The organism is Entomomonas moraniae, assembly GCF_003991975.1.
Taxonomy (GTDB): Bacteria; Pseudomonadota; Gammaproteobacteria; order Pseudomonadales; family Pseudomonadaceae; genus Entomomonas; species Entomomonas moraniae.
On sequence record NZ_CP029822.1, the window covers coordinates 1,268,523 to 1,285,940 of the forward strand.

Below are 17,418 nucleotides of genomic sequence, written 5' to 3' on the forward strand. Positions count from 1 at the left end.
TCAATGTTTAACCAATCTTTTTTTCTTGAACCATGCATTAGACGTTTCACAGTTCGAGGGTTTCAACTCACTTAAAGGTATTTTAAAACGTTTAAAAACAGCCCAAAGCTCATCTAAAGCTGATTCATCAAGTAATGCTTCGTCAACCGTTACATAAAGTGTTCTTAGCTCTCCGTCCATCACTTGAATACTGTCTATACTTTCAAGCCATTTAAAAAAGATATCTTCATCGGTTAACGAAAAATAAGTAACGCCCGTAATTGAAATAGCTTTCACTTTTGTTACTCCTTTATGGGAGTTATCTCTTTATTGCTACTGACTTGTTTAAGCAAGTTAAACACGCCAATTGCCCCGACCAGAGCAAATAGCATAGGAACTAAACTATCATGATTAACCCCTGTTAGTTCCAATACAAGCACAATCGCAGTCAGCGGCATTTTCATTGAACACGCTAGAAAGGCTGTTGCACCGATAATGGCATAAGCCCCCATAGGCGCAGCAGGAAATACATAATTCCAAAGACTACCAAATAAAATAGCAATCAAACCACCATGCATTAACCCTGGAGTAAGTAATCCCCCCTTTGCACCCACTCGTAAAGAAGTGACAGTAATAAAAAAACGTATCACAAGCAACGTAGCCACAAGCTGTATAGTTAAAGAACCATCAAAGCCTAACTGTAAAGGCTCCTTCCCATTTCCCAATAATTCTGGATAAGGAATCGCTAACACGCCAATCAATAAAAAGTTAATCAATGCCAGTGGTATTAGTTTGGCATCTTTAGGCGCGGCTTTTTTAGCCGCTGCAGTTATCTTTACAAAATAAAAAGCAGCAACACCAATAATAGGCCCGATAACCACCGACCACGCCACTAACGAGTAACTTAGCTGCATGACTGAAATATGGTATTGTTGCTCATCACCCAAGCCCGCCCATGCAATAACCGCTGCCAATGTGGAGGTAAAAATAGCAGGGGCAACACATTGCCAACGTGCACTGACAAGCAAAACCTCTAAAGTAAATAATGCGCCAGCCAAGGGGACATTATAAACAGCTGCCAAGCCTGCTCCTGCACCACAGGCCACCAATATTTTGATGTCAGGCTCGGTTAATTCCATTTTTTGAGAAAGCCAACCAACAAAAGAAGCGCTGACTTCACGGGGGGCTAACTCTCTCCCAAGAGGAGAGCCCAATCCCACCGAAACCATTTGAAGTAAACCATGCACCACGGTTGTAAATACAGGCATCTGATGCGGTTCATTTTTAACTGCTTGTTCAATGGTCATGGTTTTTTTACCGTATCGATAAAGCGCCCACCAACCAACACCAACAACAACCCCACAAGCCACTAAAGCCAAAACTCTACGCAAAGGGGATGAGGCATTAACCGCTTCAAGAAAATTATCTGTTGAAAAGACTTCATTTAAGTTATAACCAAAGGCTATGTGCTGAACCACATGTAAAATAAGTGATAAAACCACCCCCACTAAACCAGCGATAACTCCCGTTAGAATCATCGCCATAAGAAATTTAATGGTGTAACGTACAGAACTGGGTAATGACATAAAAAACCTATAATATGCGTTTCCTAGAAGCCATGCATCATACGTATTAATGCATAAGCCTCATGTATTTTAATCGTCATGATGGTTGCTTGATTAATAGCCTCATCACTGCCTCCTGAACTGATAACCTTGTCAGGATGATAACGTGCTAACTGCCGTTTGTATTGTTGCTTAATGAATGTATTTGGACTATCGACTAAAACCTCTAATAAAACTAATGCTTGTTGATGTTCCTGAGAAAGAAAAACAGGGCGATAAGGTATACCTACTTTTTCAATACGGGCACGCTCCCAGCCAAACCAGAAGCCGAATAGATGAACCAATTGATACTCTCTCGTACCAAGGTGCCGATCAGCCCAAATCATCCGCCAACACCGTTGTAGAAAAAGCTCTTTTTCTAGTTCACAGCCTTTAAAATAACGCAAAGAAGCTTCCAAAACATCTGTCTCTAACGTTTTACCCATTAAATAGTGTTGATAAGCTAGTTGTACTTGCTCATGAGACAGTGGCTGCAATGCGATTTCTTGATCAAGCTGTTGACGATGACACTTACTTTCTAACTGACTATTTGCTAGATGCCCTAGTGCTTTAAAGACCAACTCATTGCCTTCAAAAATAACTTGATTTGCCAACCGACGCCGCTCAACAAAAGCATCAAAAAGGTGGCTTATCTTCTGTTTAAAAAATTGCAAGTAATCTTCCACTATAATAATAGAGGCCTAATTGATACCACCTGTTGTATAACACCTTTTGTTAGGATACGAAGCGATAGATTGCATCAAATAACCATTTTTGATGGGTTTAACATAAAAATATTGCAGCGTTTCAGCATCCATTTCTTTAGTGCCATTAAATATCACTTCTACCTCGTACAACTCTTCTTTTTTACAATATTTTGTTGCCCCATAAAAACCGCCTCTATCTTTTAACTTTGCTTGCTGCTGTAATAATAAAGCTGTATTTTCACTATTTGAAAACCTTTCTAACTCTTCTTTTCCTAAAATTAGCCACTCATCCACAAAATCACGCGGGGTTTTGGCAAGGGGTTGTTCACGAATAATTTTGTTATTGTCTATGCGATAACGATAAAAAGATCGACGAGCCCCTAAATCTGGGTCAAGCATTGCGACACTAGCTTGTAACTCAAAGCCATTCTCTAACTTATTAATATTAACTAACCCTCTTCCTCGATAGGTTATGATTTTCTGATGCATAAGAACCATTTGTGGATTATGGTCATCCGCTAATTTAATCACATCAAATACCAAAGGCTGCCAATTTGTAGTACAGTCAGCAGAAGAATGTAAAGCTAGGACTTTAGTCGATTCATTTTTATTAGCAGGTAAAACCAAATGATCAATATAGCTACTAAACGCGCCAGTTATCATATTATAAGGCTTACTTTTCCAAACCAAATCTAAATGCCAACTTTCCCCTCTAAAGCGATACACGAGTAAAATATTATCATCACCACAGGGAATACCAAAACCAGCCTGAACAACCATTAGATTCGGTGTATTTTTAGGCCTATCTACTGATATTTTTAAATCATACCCATAAATCGCTTCGGCTTCGGCTAGTTCAGAAAGTTGCAATGCATTTAATAAGTCTTGTTGTACTTGTGTAGGATTAATAGATAGGTTATTTTCACACGCCACCCTTTCATTAATCAGCGCAATAAGTGCCAACTTTAAATTGTCGATATATTTAATAGCGTCTGTGGGAACATACCCATACTGAGCATCTACATCTTCAATTTGTAATAATTGAACTAAGGGCTCTTTAACGGCTGAAAGCTTATCATTTGACAGCACGGCACACCCTGCATAAGAGAGGGTAGGCAGCATAAAAAATAATAAACTTACTAGATATAACTGTTTCTTAATCATAACAATCTCTTGGTTTAACAAATGCCAACCAATCTAATTACAACAAAGATAATTTAGGCTTTAGTTTATCGATAGCCTATTTTTTTTTCAAAAAAAAACCAAAAAAAATCAAACTCCGTTCATAATTGGATAAAATAACCCAAGATCAGTTCCACTTTAAATTAACTTATATTTGAGTAGACTATGAATTTCATTATCAAACTATTACGAAAGCTAAGTAATAAACCTAAACGCCTTAATCCAGAAATATACCAACTCGTTGCAGAAGGCAGCCGAGAGGCACTCATCATTTATGTCACTTATTGCAACATGCACCACCAAGAGAAATTTGACTATAAACTTTACCATAAAGGGCTTTTAGCCTCAGTTGAACAGGGGAACTTTGATTCTCTCTATGAGATTGGTTATTTTCATGCCAATGGGTTAATGGAGTTTCCACAAGATTATAAACAGGCCATTAATTACTTTTTGAAAGCAGCCGAACAAAACCATAGTAGCGCAATGAACTACCTTGCACTATTCCACTATAAAGGGTTAGGTGTTGAGGCAGACAAACAAAAAATGCGTGCATGGTATGAAAAATCAGCATCACTGGGTAATGCTGATGCGTTAAGCAATCTTGGAAATATTTATACAGAAGGCTTAGGCGTTGAACTTGATTACGTAAAAGCTAAAGACTACTTTCTCATGGCCGCAGAAAAAGGCAATGCAAATGCCATGAATAACCTCTCTTATTTGTACTCACAAGGGTTAGGCGTAGAAAAGGACGAAGCCCTTGCCGATGAATGGTTAGAAAAAGCCCATAACACCAAAGCAGAACAACCTGTAAAACTTGGCATTATGAATAGCTAAGTAAAACGCTGAATACTGTATGGTGCGGGATCTGTAAAGGGTTTATCCTCGGTCATAAGATCGGCCAACAACCTGCCTGAAATGGGCCCTAAAGTCAAACCATGATGGGCATGACCAAAATTAACCCATAGCCCTTTTGCTTTTGGGGCTTTACCAATGACAGGACGCATGTCATTAATACAAGGTCGACGACCTAGCCAAGGCGTAGACTCAACAGCCTCACCTAATGGATATAGCGTGCGAGCAATAGCCTCTGCCCTATTAATTTGGATATCTTTAGCAGGCAGATTAGGATCAGTAAACTCAGCCCCTGTTGTTAAACGAATGCCATTTGTCATGGGGGCTAATATAAAACCTGCAAGATGGTCACAAATCGGTTGCTGTAATACATGATCAGCTTCAACACGATAATGTTTGTGATAACCTCGCTTAACCGCCAATGGTATTTTATAACCAAATCGGCTTACTAACTCAGGAGAATTAAAGCCTAAAGCAACTACAACATTATCAGACTCAAGTAGTTGCTCATCTGTTTGCAAGGCCCACCCATTATTTTTTTGTTTAAGTCGTTGCGCATCGCCGTTTAATAGCGTTCCCCCTAACTTAACAAATAGCTGCGCATAACGTTTAGCCAGTTGGCTAGGGTCAGTCACTGTTTTAGGGTCTAGCCAATGAATGCCCCCTTTGACAATAGGCTTTAGGGTCGGCTCCCTAACAAGTAGCTGTTCTGTATTAAGCACATCATAATTTAACTGATAAAAGCCTAACTCATCTAAATCACACTTAGCATGTTCAAAAGAAAGTGTTTCTCTAAACACCTCAATCCAACCTTTTGCTCGAACTAAATCTTGGGCATTGGCTAAAGTAATCCACTTATCATGCTCTGTCACACAGCGTTGTAATAATGGCCACATTTCAACCGCAGCTTGAGCTAAACGCTTAGGTGAGGAATGCCACCAATAACTGGCTAACCAAGGGGTTATTTTAGGTAAATAAGAAAAGTCATAGCGAACATCGCTTTGATTATTGAGAGCATAGCGGATAAGTTTGTCAAACTCTCGTGGAAAGCCATAGGGGATAACGCTGCTTCGTTCAATAAGCCCTGCATTACCAAAGCTCGTTCCCTCACCGGGGGCTAGCTTATCAATTAAACAAACACTGCGACCTCTTGCTTGTAGCTGTAATGCACTACTAACCCCAACAATACCAGCTCCCAATACGATACAATCATAGTTCATTATAAAAATCCTATGTTTACGTATTGTTAATTATATATTTTTTATTCGATTAAGCTAGCTATTAGTCAACAATAGACTTCATAAAAGGAACCGTAGACCAATCAATACTATCCAGCAAGTTTTTAACAATGAGCCCTAACTCAGTGTCTCCCTCAATTTGTAATTTTCGATTAAAAAATAACGTATCAGGGTCTTCTTTTCTTAATATCATTTTACTAAAATCAATCATCTCAGCAATGAAGCGTAAGTCTGGCTCACCCTGATAGTGACTGACAATAAATTTTTGCTCATTTGCGGTAAAATTGATAACCAATCCCAAATCATCAATCACTATTTCAAATTGTTTACCCGCTAGTAATGTCATGTCGGCAGGTAAAACTTCTTTGCGTAGTAATTGATTAAGCGCTATAACTAAACCATACTGCACAGGCTTACGGGGTAATCTTTTCGTTACCTGTTTGACAAAAGAAGGAATCTTAATATCAGGAAGTTGCATAGTGACACTCCTCAATAGCTGCAATACCTGGCTGACCTTGCCAGTAACCGTCAATTAACGCATGCTCAGCAAATGATTTTAACTGCGTTAATGCATCGCCTATGGCTAACTGTCCATTGATCACAGCATGATGAATTTGTATCACCTCAATCATATGCTGTGATTGTGGTGATAAACGTAATAGCTTAATACCCAGTGCCTCCATCTGTTGATAATGACATATGAGGCTGTGACAATTAGCAGACATCGTTTGAATGCCATTAATTGTTAAAAATGACTGTCCATCACGGGTATTCACAGTAATCGCATCAGGGTGCTCTTGGCACTTAAACTCGCAGCTATCCTTTTTTAAATTGTAATAGCGTGCTGTAAAACAACGCGATGAAAAGGCTAAAGGCAACTTACCCCAACCAAATACTTCACAATCAATGTTCGTTGTTTCATTTAATATTGTTGTTAACTTTGTTGCAGGCATTTCAATAGGAGGCACCCAACGAACTGCACCTAGCTTTCTAAAAAATGCTAAGGTTTGCTCGTTATAAATATTGAGCGTCTGCCCTGCTACAAAGGTTAAGCCATGATCTCTGGCTAGCTTAACAGCACCCATATCATTAGCTTCTACTTTAAAAACACCTTGATCAACTAATTTACGTAAACGTTTTAAATCTGATTCGCTTTCTAATAGAACTTGTGATGAGAAGACTACTTTTTTACCCGCACACGCAATATCTTTTGCTAGACCAAACCAGTCATCAAAACGCATTTCTTGTCGACGAGAACAAATGGATTCACCAAGATAAATCGTGTTTAACGGTTGATCGATCATTTGTTGATAAAAATCTAATACTTGCTTTTTAGACCAGAAAAACAAAATAGGGCCTAAAGAAAGTGCTAACTTATGCTTCATTTAAATGCCTCATTATTTCCAAGGACGGCTATAAGCCCCTAATGTTGCCTGCTGCCCTTCAGATAACTTGGCCAAACTCTGTTGCCATTCATTATTAATAACGAAGTTAACAGGATTATTTACTGCCAAATCGATGGCCTTTCTTAACACCTTGGTGACTTGTGCAGTATAAGCAGGACTACGTTGGCGCCCTTCTACCTTGATAGCTGCCACACCAATATTAAGTAACTCTGGAAGAATTTCTATAATATTTAAGCTTGTTGGCTCTTCTAATGCATAATAAGTATCATCTTCAACGCAAAAACGGCCTTTACATAATGTGGGATACCCAGCAGGTTCGCTTGCAGCGTATTGGTCAATAAGGACTTCATTTAATCGGGCATTGAGTGTTTGCTGAGTTTTCTCCCAGCGAACAAATTTAGCAGGTGAGCAAACGCCATGGGTATTAGGAGACTCACCGGTGGCATAACTTGAAAGTAGGCAACGCCCCTCCACCATGACACACAAGCTCCCAAAACCAAATACTTCAACTTCAACTTCTGTATTTTGTATCACTTTAGCCACTTGCGCCACGGTTAAGACCCTTGGCAATACAACGCGCTGAATATTAAATAACTCACGTGCCAAATTGATCGCCTCATAATTAGTGGCTGAACCCTGCACAGACAAATGTAATCTCAAATTGGGGTGTGTTCGATGCGCATAATCTAATAACCCCATATCGGCTAAAATAATCGCATCAACTCCTAATTCTGCTGCTTGATCTATAGCTGTATACCATTTATCTACTTCGCCAGCTTGTGCATAAGTATTAATCGCCAATAATACTTTTTTGCCATGTCGGTGGGCATATGCTATACCCTCTATGGCTGATCTCGTATCAAAATTCAGCCCTGCAAAATTACGTGCATTGGTAGTATTTTTCAACCCCATATAAACAGTGTCTGCACCATTATCAACTGCTGCTTTTAAAGCGGGTAAATTCCCGGCAGGACAAACCAACTCTGGAAGGATAGTTCTCATAACTTGACCATGATGGGTTATTTGATTAAAACGAATTAGTTATAGCAGATACAAACTAAAAAAATATCCACTACATTCTGAAAGGATAAATTATATGGGTTACACTTTATTATAAAAATAGATCAAAATAATTAACTCGTATCAATTAAAACGAATTAGTTATCAATCTTTAAAGTGTTTAATTGAGGATACCGGTCAATAATAAAAAAGTGGGGGATTGTTATAAAATACACCGATGCGTATATTTCTAACCATAATACCATTTATTAAAAATAAATATTTAAATATCAATATGTTAAGCATTTATCATATCTATATATGGGTGCCAAAGCCTGACAATACTAGACATTTAGCTATAATTAAATCAATACGTTATAAATAATTATGAGCTTATATAATAGCATTTTTATGCAAGAATGGGCGGATAGTATCGACTTTGATTTTAAGGTGTTTGATTAGACTTACACATGCTCAAACTAACCCTAGACACATAATCATTACCCCATCCCATTATGCAAGCGGTTCTTTGATTACGAGTCTTTTCCCACTGGGTTACAGGATAGGTTTTACTCCACGCTTCGAATAGCTGCCTATCTTGTTTGGATAGTTTGAGATTATAGCGGTCATACATGTACAGGCTAATACGAGCAACGATACCCCTAACCTCTTTCCGTGGCATCATCTTTCGTTTCTTGAAATCAATAACGGTTTGACATTGCCCATATTTGGTAGGCTTTTCAGGTAGCCAAGCATATTGGAAGTCATTTCTGTCTGCATTAACTTCGCCAATAACAGGAATTAGGTTATGCAGATCGGCTTCTATGAGGTTGTATTTAGGATCGTTCTTAACACATCCTTTACGCTTGCCCTTTTGCCAGCATTGAAGCTGTTTACCAAATACAGCAGCAGGTACAACATGTTCCCATTCTACCCTACTCGCCCTTTGTTGATTCTTTCTAGGGATGTAACCACAGCTTTTTAGATTAATCTGTTTACCCTGATAACTACAGCCGCAATATAGCTCTGTTTTGTTATCAAAGTAGATTTGATCAGCAAGCTTTTTAGACTCACTAAAAGTCTTTGGTTGGGCTAGGCATGTCAAGGGAAACAAAAGGATTAAAAGAATTTTATGCATAAAAAAGTTTAGCATAAATTTAATACAAGTGACAAAAATCCAATAGCACCTCCGGAGTTTAGGAAAATGAAATAATCACGACCATATCATAAAAGGCACAAGCATTTAGTGAGCAACTACTAAAAAATCTGTACTAGCTAAGAATGTAGTTGATAGAGAGGTGATTCGTAAAGATATTATTCATAATAAAATTTAAATGCTTAAAAACTCAGCCTTGATTTTTTTAATCATTTCTTGTGCCGAAATACCTTGAATTTTGGGAGGCAGTTCTTTTTCGCAAAATTCTCGCCAAATAAAAAAAGTTAGTTCAGCACCATCAGTTAAGTGGCTCAAACTAGGATCACCAAATTTGCTTAATTCTCTATATCTTTCATCACTCCAAAACAAATCAATAACCCATTGATATACTGGAATAAAATGAAAATGGAAAGGTGTATCTGGCGTATGCCCATACTTACTTATGTAAAGATATTGAGGATTGCATATTTTTTTAATTATACCTTCAGTACGGGCTATAATGCTTCCCATCTCTTTTAACGCTTCTATTGATAAACTATTGCAATTTGCTGAGCTACAAATGGGTTGCATTATTAAATAACCAGAAAGTTTAGAATCTTTTCGGTGATTAACTACCCAATGTTTAGAATTGAACACAATCAAGTTATCAGATATTTGCATAGTTCACCTTAATTTATTTTATTTGCTTACACTTTAGCAATCTACTACCTTGCAAAGACAGCAGGGCTTTTTATTTCATTCCTTTAAGAGAATGGATATTGTAAACTATTACACCGAATATTTGTTCAAGAGGATCGACCAATCTCACAGGCTTTACTGTTTCATCAGGCGATACTAAATATAGAGCATTGTCTCTATTGTGTACTCGACGGATAACATGTTCACCCTGGTAAATAGCTACCACAATATGATTGTGTTCAGGCTCTATTGATCTATCTATGATAAGTATATCGTTTTCGCTAATACCTATACTCTTAACAGTTACCGAGCTTCGTGCATAAAAGGTTGCGGCTGGGTTGGTGGTTACATAGTCCGTTAATTTTATGCTTTGAACATATGCATTGGTTTCGACTGGATAACCAGCTCTGACACTTTCTAAGGCTAACGGTATTGATATTTGACTATCTGCAATACTGCCTAATATTTTTACTTCATTCATAACATAATTATATAACATTCATAATTATGTATCTCTACGACATTCTAAGAACTTGACACTCCTCTCTTTATGGGCAAATAATCGACCTTTAAATGCTGTCGGCGCATGCCTATTTTACGTCCAGATGACGAAGGCACTATACTTAGTGAGCGAGCTTTACCGCTAATGGATAGATAACATAACTATAATTTAGATATAGCTTTGAAATAGGATTGTAATATAATAATTTAAAAGTGCGTTTAGTAGCTAGCAATAAAACGGTTGTTTATATTCATTACATTAATGTTCATGAAAGGATGTCTTAAAGCTAATTATGAAAAACAAATTTAAAGGCTATTACCAACTCTCACCCTCTGACTTTGACAAGCTATGGGAAAATGCAATTTTTATTTTTGATACAAATGTTCTGCTGAATTTATACCGGTATAAAGAGTCAACTAGAAAAGAACTTCTTTCTGTTATTAAAGAATTGAATAATAGAGTATGGATTCCTTATCATGTTGGATTAGAATTTCAACGAAACAGATTAAAAGTCATAGCGGAACAACATAAAAAATACAATGAAGTCAACGATTCTATCTCTAAAAATATATCTAAAATTGAAGCAGATTTAGCAGCACTCAAACTTAAAAATCGTCATAGCCATATTAATCCAGACCAATTATTAAAAAATATTGATTCCGCTAAAAATGCCTTTATTAAAGAGTTAGATAATCTTAAACAGCAGAGTATTAATGTAAGTTCAGAGGATGAAATACGTAACAGAATCGACAAGCTATTTGATAATAGAGTTGGTAATCCACCAGCAGATCAAAAGGGAATTGATGACCTTTTTAAAGAGGCCGAAAATCGATATAAAAATTCAATTCCCCCTGGTTTTATGGACGCAGAGAAAGATAAAGAGAAGCCTGACGGGTTCATATATGGAGGAATAACATACAAGCGTAAATACGGTGATTTCCTTATTTGGAAACAAATCATTGAATATGCCAAAGACGAATCTTTGACAGACATTATTTTTATTACTGATGATAATAAATCAGATTGGTGGTTGCAAGTTGAGAGTGACGGAACTAAAACATTAGGAGTTAGACCAGAATTAGTTGATGAAATAACTAGAGAAGCAAAAATCGAAAGGTTTTATATGTATAGTACTGAAAGCTTTTTGAGCTATGCAAAACCAAAACTTAAAACAAAGGTAACAAATGACGCAATCGAAGAAATACGAGATATCAACCATAAATCTCATGGCCTAGGCGAACTTCCCCCTAATACTGATGCTTCAAAAATTGTCTTGGATTGGTTATATGGTAAATTTTTGTACTTGCAATATATTAATGAAGTGATGCCCTTTTATGTAACTCGTCATGATAATGAATTATTGGGCTTTAATATTATTGTAGAATTCGATAGAAACGTATTTAAGCTTGGATTAAGTCTAGCAAAGAGAGTAATTGCCATGGAGCTCTGTAGTAGAGTTATTACTATTTGTATTATTCCAATATGGGATGTACGAGATAGACAAATAGCCGAAGAGATCTTTAATTTAGAACAAAATGAAAAGCTTGGTTTTTTAATAGGTTATCCAAGACAAGTATTTAAACCATCTTCTAGCCTTGATTATAGAAAAATGCTTCATCTGGAATTTGCTCCATACTTCAGCTCAAAAAATGCAAGGTTTCTTATTTAGAATTAAAACAATGTAATTGATAGTAATCTTTGTCACTCACCTAAAATTTCAGTAGCCATCATTAACAATGGCTACTTAATTATATTTATTTATTCGAAATTAAACTTCCCGCCCGACTCCCTAAATCTATCGTACTCCTCCTCTGTCATTTTAGATGGATCAACAGAAATCGCATTACCAGTAGTCCCCTTTCTCGAAACTTGAGGCGATGCTTGTCTTGCTCGTTCTAATTGCTCCTCAATCTGCTCTTTACTTAGAGTAGTTTTCTTTGTGCTTTCTTGTTTATTGCTATTGATGCCAGTTAACTTATTTGCCTTTTCTATAGCGTAATTAAGAGAGTCATTAAAGCTCATGCCTTTTTCTTGAGAGTTTTTAAATAATGCTACGCACATTGTAGGAACTTGACAAACGAAACTCAATAGGTAAATATATGATCACTACATTAAATCATGTGGTCAGGTGTGGAAGCCTGCTTTAAAGTTACAAGGTGCAACAGCACCCATAACCTATAGGTGCTTTTTTATTGCCTATTCTATGGTAGTGTTGCATGGGAACCCGAAAGGGTTGCTAGTTCCTTGTAGCTAGTCTTCCACCCTGTGCAATGCTACCGCCCTAATCTGTGGAAGGATTAACGGTAGTCTCTTAAATTACAAGGAGACACTAATATGTCTAATCAAATTACAGTTCCATTTCATGGCACAAATCTTTTTATTGTTAATATCAATAACGAACCATACACACCTATGAAGCCTATTGTTGAGGGCATGGGTTTAACATGGCAATCTCAATTAGAAAAAATTAAAAATAGGTTTGCTAAAGGTGTAACGGAAATCGTTATACCTACAAAAAGTGGTTCTCAATCAATGATATGCTTACCACTTCGCAAACTTGCTGGATGGCTACAAACAATTAGTCCGAATAAAGTTAAGCCTGAAATTAAGGATAGAGTAATTCAGTATCAGAATGAATGTGACGATGTTCTATTTGAATATTGGACTACAGGTGAAGTTAAAAAGAAAGTAAAAACCACAGTAGATCAAAGAACACCGTTAAGAGATGCCGTTAATCTTCTAGTAAGCAAGAAAGCTATTACTTACTCAGAGGCTTACTCAATCGTTCATCAGCGCTTTAATGTAGCCTCTATCGAAGATTTACCACAAGATCAATTATCTCAAGCTGTAGAGTATGTTCATAAGGTAGCGTTAGAGGGTGAGTACATATCTAAAGAAATAACAACAAGCAGACAAGTAGCCGTAAATCAAACCAATCTATCTTGCCTAATTAATAGCATGGAATGGATTTATAAATATTACAAAGAATATAACCTACTGGAAGTCAGTAGAATGTTGCAAACTGATTTTGGCACAAAGCTCCACGATCATATTATAAGTGGTTATACTAGCTCAAGATCATTAAGTTAACTCAAGTAAATCTAAACTAGCCCTAACCTACAGGGCTAGTGACTTATCTGAGTAGTTAGCCGATGGTAGAAATCTTCCTAATTTGGAAAATATTGTTTAATTGATTATCCTATACTAGCTCTGGCCATTAACTAGGGATAGCTTTAATTAGTTATCAAAGGAATATAAATTGAAAACTATCATACTTACCGAACAAGACTTGATTTTAGTTTATAGACTACATATTCAAAATTCTAGGATTCTTATATATAGAGTTCTAGTACCTCTGCGCTGGTATTTAATATTGATAGGTATACTTTTTCTGGGTATCTCTATTTGCTTAGGAAAGCATACCAGTTATGAATTTATTAGCCATGCTATAAGTTATCTTGGCCTCCTCTTTTTTTTACTTGGTTTTATTGTATTCTTAATGCCATTCATAGCAAAATATACAGCAAAGAATACATGGAGGAAAAATAAAATATTACATCACTCTTATATATTAACATGGGATCAAAATAATCTATCTGCACACTCTGATATCTCCGAGCATAAGCATAAATGGAGTGCATATTGCCAAACAGTTCAAGATGAAAATTATATATTAGCTTACTATCAACAAAATTTATTCTTTATAATTCCAAAACGGTTCTTTGAAAGCAGTGAAGAAGTGCATGACTTTTTAAATCACTTAGATAGTGGTATAAAAAAAAATAAAGAAAGCACTTAATAACTCCCTCTGCCAAATACCCTAACAGCCCAGTACATGATTAGGCGCTTCCATTTCGGAACGCCTAGCACTTCCTATTCTACTCTCCCACCTTAAACGAATAACTATGCTTTTGATAACTGGTCAAGCCATCGCGCTCTGCTTCAAGCTCAACTTTCACCCTTGTTTCACTACTATTGCTATAAGGTTCAGTAGGTGGGGTAAAATTTGTTGTATACAAGGCTTGCTTTGTAAATAAAAACTCATCGAGTTTAGCCTGTAAAAAGCAGCTAGGCGCGGCATTGTTATAATCTCGCCCGATAACTGTTTTACCATACTTTGAAAAATCAAAAACAAGTTTATTGCCTGTACGCTCTGCGTCTAAAACACCATTTAAAAACAAGCGTATCGTGCCTTTATTGCGCGTAATAGCCACATGGTAGCGTTTACCTACCTCAATCGTTGTATTTGATAATATAGAGGTATAGCCGTAACTGTAAGAACTCTCATAACTTCCTAAACCTATTCTTGATTTAAGTATTGAGTTAGGGCAGTTTTCACCCCATAAGTTAATAAAACACGCCCCCGTACCCCATGAGCTATAGCCATTAGCAATAATGGTTGCATAACTATTAGTCAGCGAGGTTGGTTCAACCCAAAAGCTGAAAGTAAAATCATCTTCTGCACCAATGGATAGGTTTTTATTATCGGTGGTTTGGATAAATCGATTGTTGTCGAATATTGCTTGCTGATTAAATGGCTTATCAGGTGAGTTTTCAAAGGTTACGCCATTATTTGTCCATACAGTGCCCGCTTCATCGATAATGTTGTTATCAAAATGCAATAAGCTTTGATGTTCGCTGATAGTTGTTAGAGTAAACGAGTAGTCTTTGGCAGTTAAGCCTTGCTCTTTTTTATATAGTGTATCGTTTAGATAAACCGTTAAATTATAACGCGTATTGGCTTCTTCCCCAGTATCAGTAGCAGTTGTATCAATCAATTTATCCGCTTGTAATAAACGATGACGGCCTGACCATGTAATATTGAGAGCAGCTGCATTAACTTTTTCAGGATACGCTGCACCATTAATTTTAAGATTGCCCGGCGGATAAGGTCGTCCTTGTCTGGCTTGAACATTAATCGCCTTTGTTTCAGCTTGGCTTTGTTCTAGGCGTTCTCTAAAAGTATTGGGCAGTAGTTTTATTTCGACATTATTGTTGTAGCTATACTCTACGCCGTCGGTTGTTTCTGAGCTGTCAATAAACCAAATCATTACCCCTTTACTATGTTTAGTCGGTACAGTATCGACACAACCACGCCCAAGGGTGATTTGGTTATTAGCGAGATCAAGTCCATCAATACGAACGATCTCGTCATCAATCAGTGCCGCACTACCAATTTCAACATCCTCTAAGAGTTGCCCATCTTGAATATGGATAATCGTGTCCTTATAGCCAATATCACTGGCGATTAAGGCCGTCGCACACCATGCCCCCGTGTCATCCGCCTCGCTAAAGTTGGCAGCACCTTTAACGCGGCTCACAATGTCGTAGCTATAGCATTGGTTTGCGGGTGATTGTGCCACGGCATAAATAAAGCCGGAACTGCTATCAATTTTTTCAAGATTAGCAGGGTCTAAGGTTAATACAAGGTCTCGATAAGTGGCTTCTAGTACACGGCTATCAATAATCGGTACAGGTGGCTGTGGTTCAGGTCTATTGGGTGCATCGGGTATCGGCATAAAGGCCACTTTCGGTGTTGAGAATACGTCTTGCACCACGTCCATCGTGATCGAGCCATCCGTTAAGAAGTTTTCTTTTCTCTTGGTAGCCCGTACAACCAAATCAATGTTATTAGTACGGTATTTAGTTTTTATTCTAAAGGGTTGACCATTGACTATGTCGTAAGCTCTGCGATCTAGTTTGATAGAGGCACTTTTAATGCCACTGGTTTTGGCTTTTAGATCACGATAGGCTACACGGGTCGCCAGTTCACCGATTGGAATACCTAAGTATTCGTTGGTTTCGGTGTTTCGCCCGATTTGCCCTTGAGCCACCGCGGGGTTGGTTGCATACGCTGTACGCTCTTGAAAAGTAATGGCATCATTAAATTTAACAATGATTTGCGAGGGGACTTCGGTATTGTTTGAAGCTTGTAGTTTAATCTCCAGTAATCCGCTGTCCTCATCAAACACGGGTAAATCTTCCACCGCATAATCATCACGGATTAAACGAATGGTATTTTTGCCTGTTTTGGGGTCAGTTCCAAGTATCGCGTCGATATGGTTACAAACATATTCCCTTAAATTTTTTAAGTCGTCGGTGGCTTTCCATTCAAAACATAGGCCAAAACCTTCTGCATAAAGCGTATCTGCTACTTTTTTGTAGGCTTCATCGTCCATCATGGCACGCGGTATGCCTGCGCCCCATGTATTGCTAATATAGCTTTCATAGAGGATGTGAGCAGGGTTCATGGCTTTGATTTGCCCGTTAGCGAGGCTTATTTCGATGGTCTCAGGATAGAACGGCGTATTATCAGGCCATCCTGATTTGATGCGCCGATAATAAAAGTTCCATGTTTTGGGATACCAGTTCATCGCGGCTAACATACCAGTAAACACCGTGGTTACTGTGCCACGAAAAGCAGGGATTTTATTACCTAAATAACGAGTTAGTTTAGCATTTTGTCCTTGCGTCTCACCGCCAAACATGACATCAAGCGTTCCACGTACCCCGCCTTCGCCTTTTTTACCGCCAAATAAATTATATTTATCAATAAAAATTGAGCCATTTTGTTTAATGGAGCCAGTCCATGCGGTTTTATCGCCAATATTAATTTGATAAAGCTCGTCCATAGCAAGGCCAATGCCTGAGTGAACAGTACCATTGTATTCATAACCGATCACGGTTGATTTACTACCCATGCCCATGTTCGTTCTCCTGTACTTTTTTTACTAGCTCAATAACTAATGCATTTCCTGTCCCAATTAAAATATCTGAGTCAACGCCATGCCTTAAAAAAGACCACCAGTTGATATTGTGTTGATCTGCAAACTCTTTTGATACCTTACCGCAGTAGCCATACGCTCTGACGTGATCAATCGTAATCATCATTTTTTACCGCCTTTTTGTTTAATGGCTTTGGTATAAAAGCCACCACACCAGAAAACAATATAATCCTTGGTTTTAACTTGACCAAAGGCGATGGCTTTACTGTTGCCTTCCTCGCAGCGTGGCATGTCATCGGCATTCATTGCTTGTGGTTTGGGCTTTTGTGTTTTTGGTTGAGTAAATAGGCTAATGGCTACCATCACAACCATTGCAATCATTGTAAACAT

At 37.7% G+C, this 17,418-nt stretch carries 19 protein-coding genes; 4 read left to right on the top strand and 15 right to left on the bottom strand.

What is annotated here, in order from left to right; genetic code table 11:
• The 4 genes from DM558_RS05945 to DM558_RS05960 are packed head-to-tail and all read right to left on the bottom strand — an operon-like array spanning window position 1 to window position 3,454.
• Window positions 1–276, bottom strand: coding sequence for a hypothetical protein (locus DM558_RS05945; protein ID WP_127162652.1), 276 nt, complete (start codon window positions 274–276; stop codon window positions 1–3).
• Between the two features lie 5 nt (window positions 277–281).
• On the bottom strand, window positions 282–1,565 hold the full coding sequence (locus DM558_RS05950) for a chloride channel protein (protein WP_127162653.1): 1,284 nt from the start codon (window positions 1,563–1,565) through the stop codon (window positions 282–284).
• 23 nt (window positions 1,566–1,588) lie between these two features.
• On the bottom strand, window positions 1,589–2,257 hold the full coding sequence (locus DM558_RS05955) for a co-chaperone DjlA (protein WP_127162655.1): 669 nt from the start codon (window positions 2,255–2,257) through the stop codon (window positions 1,589–1,591).
• Window positions 2,258–2,284: 27 nt separating this feature from the next.
• A complete protein-coding gene (locus tag DM558_RS05960) occupies window positions 2,285–3,454 on the bottom strand; it encodes a hypothetical protein (RefSeq protein ID WP_127162657.1) in 1,170 nt (389 codons plus the stop codon).
• Between the two features lie 183 nt (window positions 3,455–3,637).
• Here DM558_RS05960 and DM558_RS05965 point away from each other — a divergent pair, with 183 nt between their 5' ends.
• Window positions 3,638–4,306, top strand: a complete 669-nt coding sequence (locus DM558_RS05965; protein WP_127162659.1) for a tetratricopeptide repeat protein — start codon at window positions 3,638–3,640, stop codon at window positions 4,304–4,306.
• On the opposite strand, the gene DM558_RS05970 is transcribed toward DM558_RS05965, so the two are convergent.
• The 7 genes from DM558_RS05970 to DM558_RS06000 form a co-directional block, all read right to left on the bottom strand.
• Window positions 4,303–5,544 carry an NAD(P)/FAD-dependent oxidoreductase gene (locus DM558_RS05970; RefSeq protein ID WP_127162661.1) on the bottom strand — a complete coding sequence of 414 codons (1,242 nt, stop codon included), beginning with the start codon at window positions 5,542–5,544 and terminating at the stop codon, window positions 4,303–4,305. The two genes, DM558_RS05965 and DM558_RS05970, sit on opposite strands and share 4 nt — an antisense overlap.
• A 61-nt stretch (window positions 5,545–5,605) precedes the next feature.
• Complete coding sequence (gene ubiT, locus DM558_RS05975; RefSeq protein WP_127162663.1) at window positions 5,606–6,040, bottom strand: ubiquinone anaerobic biosynthesis accessory factor UbiT; 435 nt, start codon at window positions 6,038–6,040, stop codon at window positions 5,606–5,608.
• Window positions 6,027–6,947 (bottom strand): U32 family peptidase, encoded by a 921-nt coding sequence (locus DM558_RS05980; protein ID WP_127162665.1) that lies wholly within the window; start codon window positions 6,945–6,947, stop codon window positions 6,027–6,029. The genes ubiT and DM558_RS05980 overlap by 14 nt, the downstream gene beginning before the upstream one ends.
• A gap of 12 nt (window positions 6,948–6,959) precedes the next feature.
• On the bottom strand, window positions 6,960–7,970 hold the full coding sequence (gene ubiU / locus DM558_RS05985) for a ubiquinone anaerobic biosynthesis protein UbiU (protein WP_127162667.1): 1,011 nt from the start codon (window positions 7,968–7,970) through the stop codon (window positions 6,960–6,962).
• A 442-nt stretch (window positions 7,971–8,412) separates the two neighbouring features.
• On the bottom strand, window positions 8,413–9,105 hold the full coding sequence (locus tag DM558_RS05990; RefSeq protein WP_127162669.1) for an endonuclease: 693 nt from the start codon (window positions 9,103–9,105) through the stop codon (window positions 8,413–8,415).
• A gap of 192 nt (window positions 9,106–9,297) precedes the next feature.
• Complete coding sequence (locus DM558_RS05995) at window positions 9,298–9,783, bottom strand: HIT family protein (RefSeq protein WP_127162670.1); 486 nt, start codon at window positions 9,781–9,783, stop codon at window positions 9,298–9,300.
• A 70-nt stretch (window positions 9,784–9,853) separates the two neighbouring features.
• Window positions 9,854–10,282 carry a LexA family protein gene (locus DM558_RS06000; RefSeq protein ID WP_164731273.1) on the bottom strand — a complete coding sequence of 143 codons (429 nt, stop codon included), beginning with the start codon at window positions 10,280–10,282 and terminating at the stop codon, window positions 9,854–9,856.
• 313 nt (window positions 10,283–10,595) lie between these two features.
• Here DM558_RS06000 and DM558_RS06005 point away from each other — a divergent pair, with 313 nt between their 5' ends.
• A complete protein-coding gene (locus DM558_RS06005) occupies window positions 10,596–11,972 on the top strand; it encodes a PIN-like domain-containing protein (RefSeq protein WP_127162674.1) in 1,377 nt (458 codons plus the stop codon).
• 89 nt (window positions 11,973–12,061) lie between these two features.
• Here the strand turns inward: DM558_RS06005 and DM558_RS06010 are convergent, their stop codons facing one another.
• Complete coding sequence (locus DM558_RS06010) at window positions 12,062–12,364, bottom strand: hypothetical protein (RefSeq protein WP_127162676.1); 303 nt, start codon at window positions 12,362–12,364, stop codon at window positions 12,062–12,064.
• Between the two features lie 273 nt (window positions 12,365–12,637).
• Here DM558_RS06010 and DM558_RS06015 point away from each other — a divergent pair, with 273 nt between their 5' ends.
• Entirely contained in the window at window positions 12,638–13,393 is a 756-nt protein-coding gene (locus DM558_RS06015; protein ID WP_127162678.1) for a phage antirepressor N-terminal domain-containing protein, read from the top strand.
• 169 nt (window positions 13,394–13,562) lie between these two features.
• The gene (locus DM558_RS06020; RefSeq protein ID WP_127162680.1) at window positions 13,563–14,102 is read left to right on the top strand and encodes a YcxB family protein; all 540 of its coding nucleotides are present in this window, start codon (window positions 13,563–13,565) and stop codon (window positions 14,100–14,102) included.
• A 79-nt stretch (window positions 14,103–14,181) separates the two neighbouring features.
• Here the strand turns inward: DM558_RS06020 and DM558_RS06030 are convergent, their stop codons facing one another.
• Genes DM558_RS06030 through DM558_RS06040 form a run of 3 tightly spaced genes read right to left on the bottom strand, consistent with a single transcriptional unit; the run spans window position 14,182 to window position 17,418 of the window.
• The gene (locus tag DM558_RS06030; protein ID WP_127162682.1) at window positions 14,182–17,010 is read right to left on the bottom strand and encodes a LamG domain-containing protein; all 2,829 of its coding nucleotides are present in this window, start codon (window positions 17,008–17,010) and stop codon (window positions 14,182–14,184) included.
• Window positions 16,997–17,194 (bottom strand): hypothetical protein, encoded by a 198-nt coding sequence (locus DM558_RS06035; protein WP_127162684.1) that lies wholly within the window; start codon window positions 17,192–17,194, stop codon window positions 16,997–16,999. The genes DM558_RS06030 and DM558_RS06035 overlap by 14 nt, the downstream gene beginning before the upstream one ends.
• Window positions 17,191–17,418 (bottom strand): hypothetical protein, encoded by a 228-nt coding sequence (locus DM558_RS06040; protein WP_127162686.1) that lies wholly within the window; start codon window positions 17,416–17,418, stop codon window positions 17,191–17,193. Before DM558_RS06040 ends, DM558_RS06035 begins: the two co-directional genes overlap by 4 nt.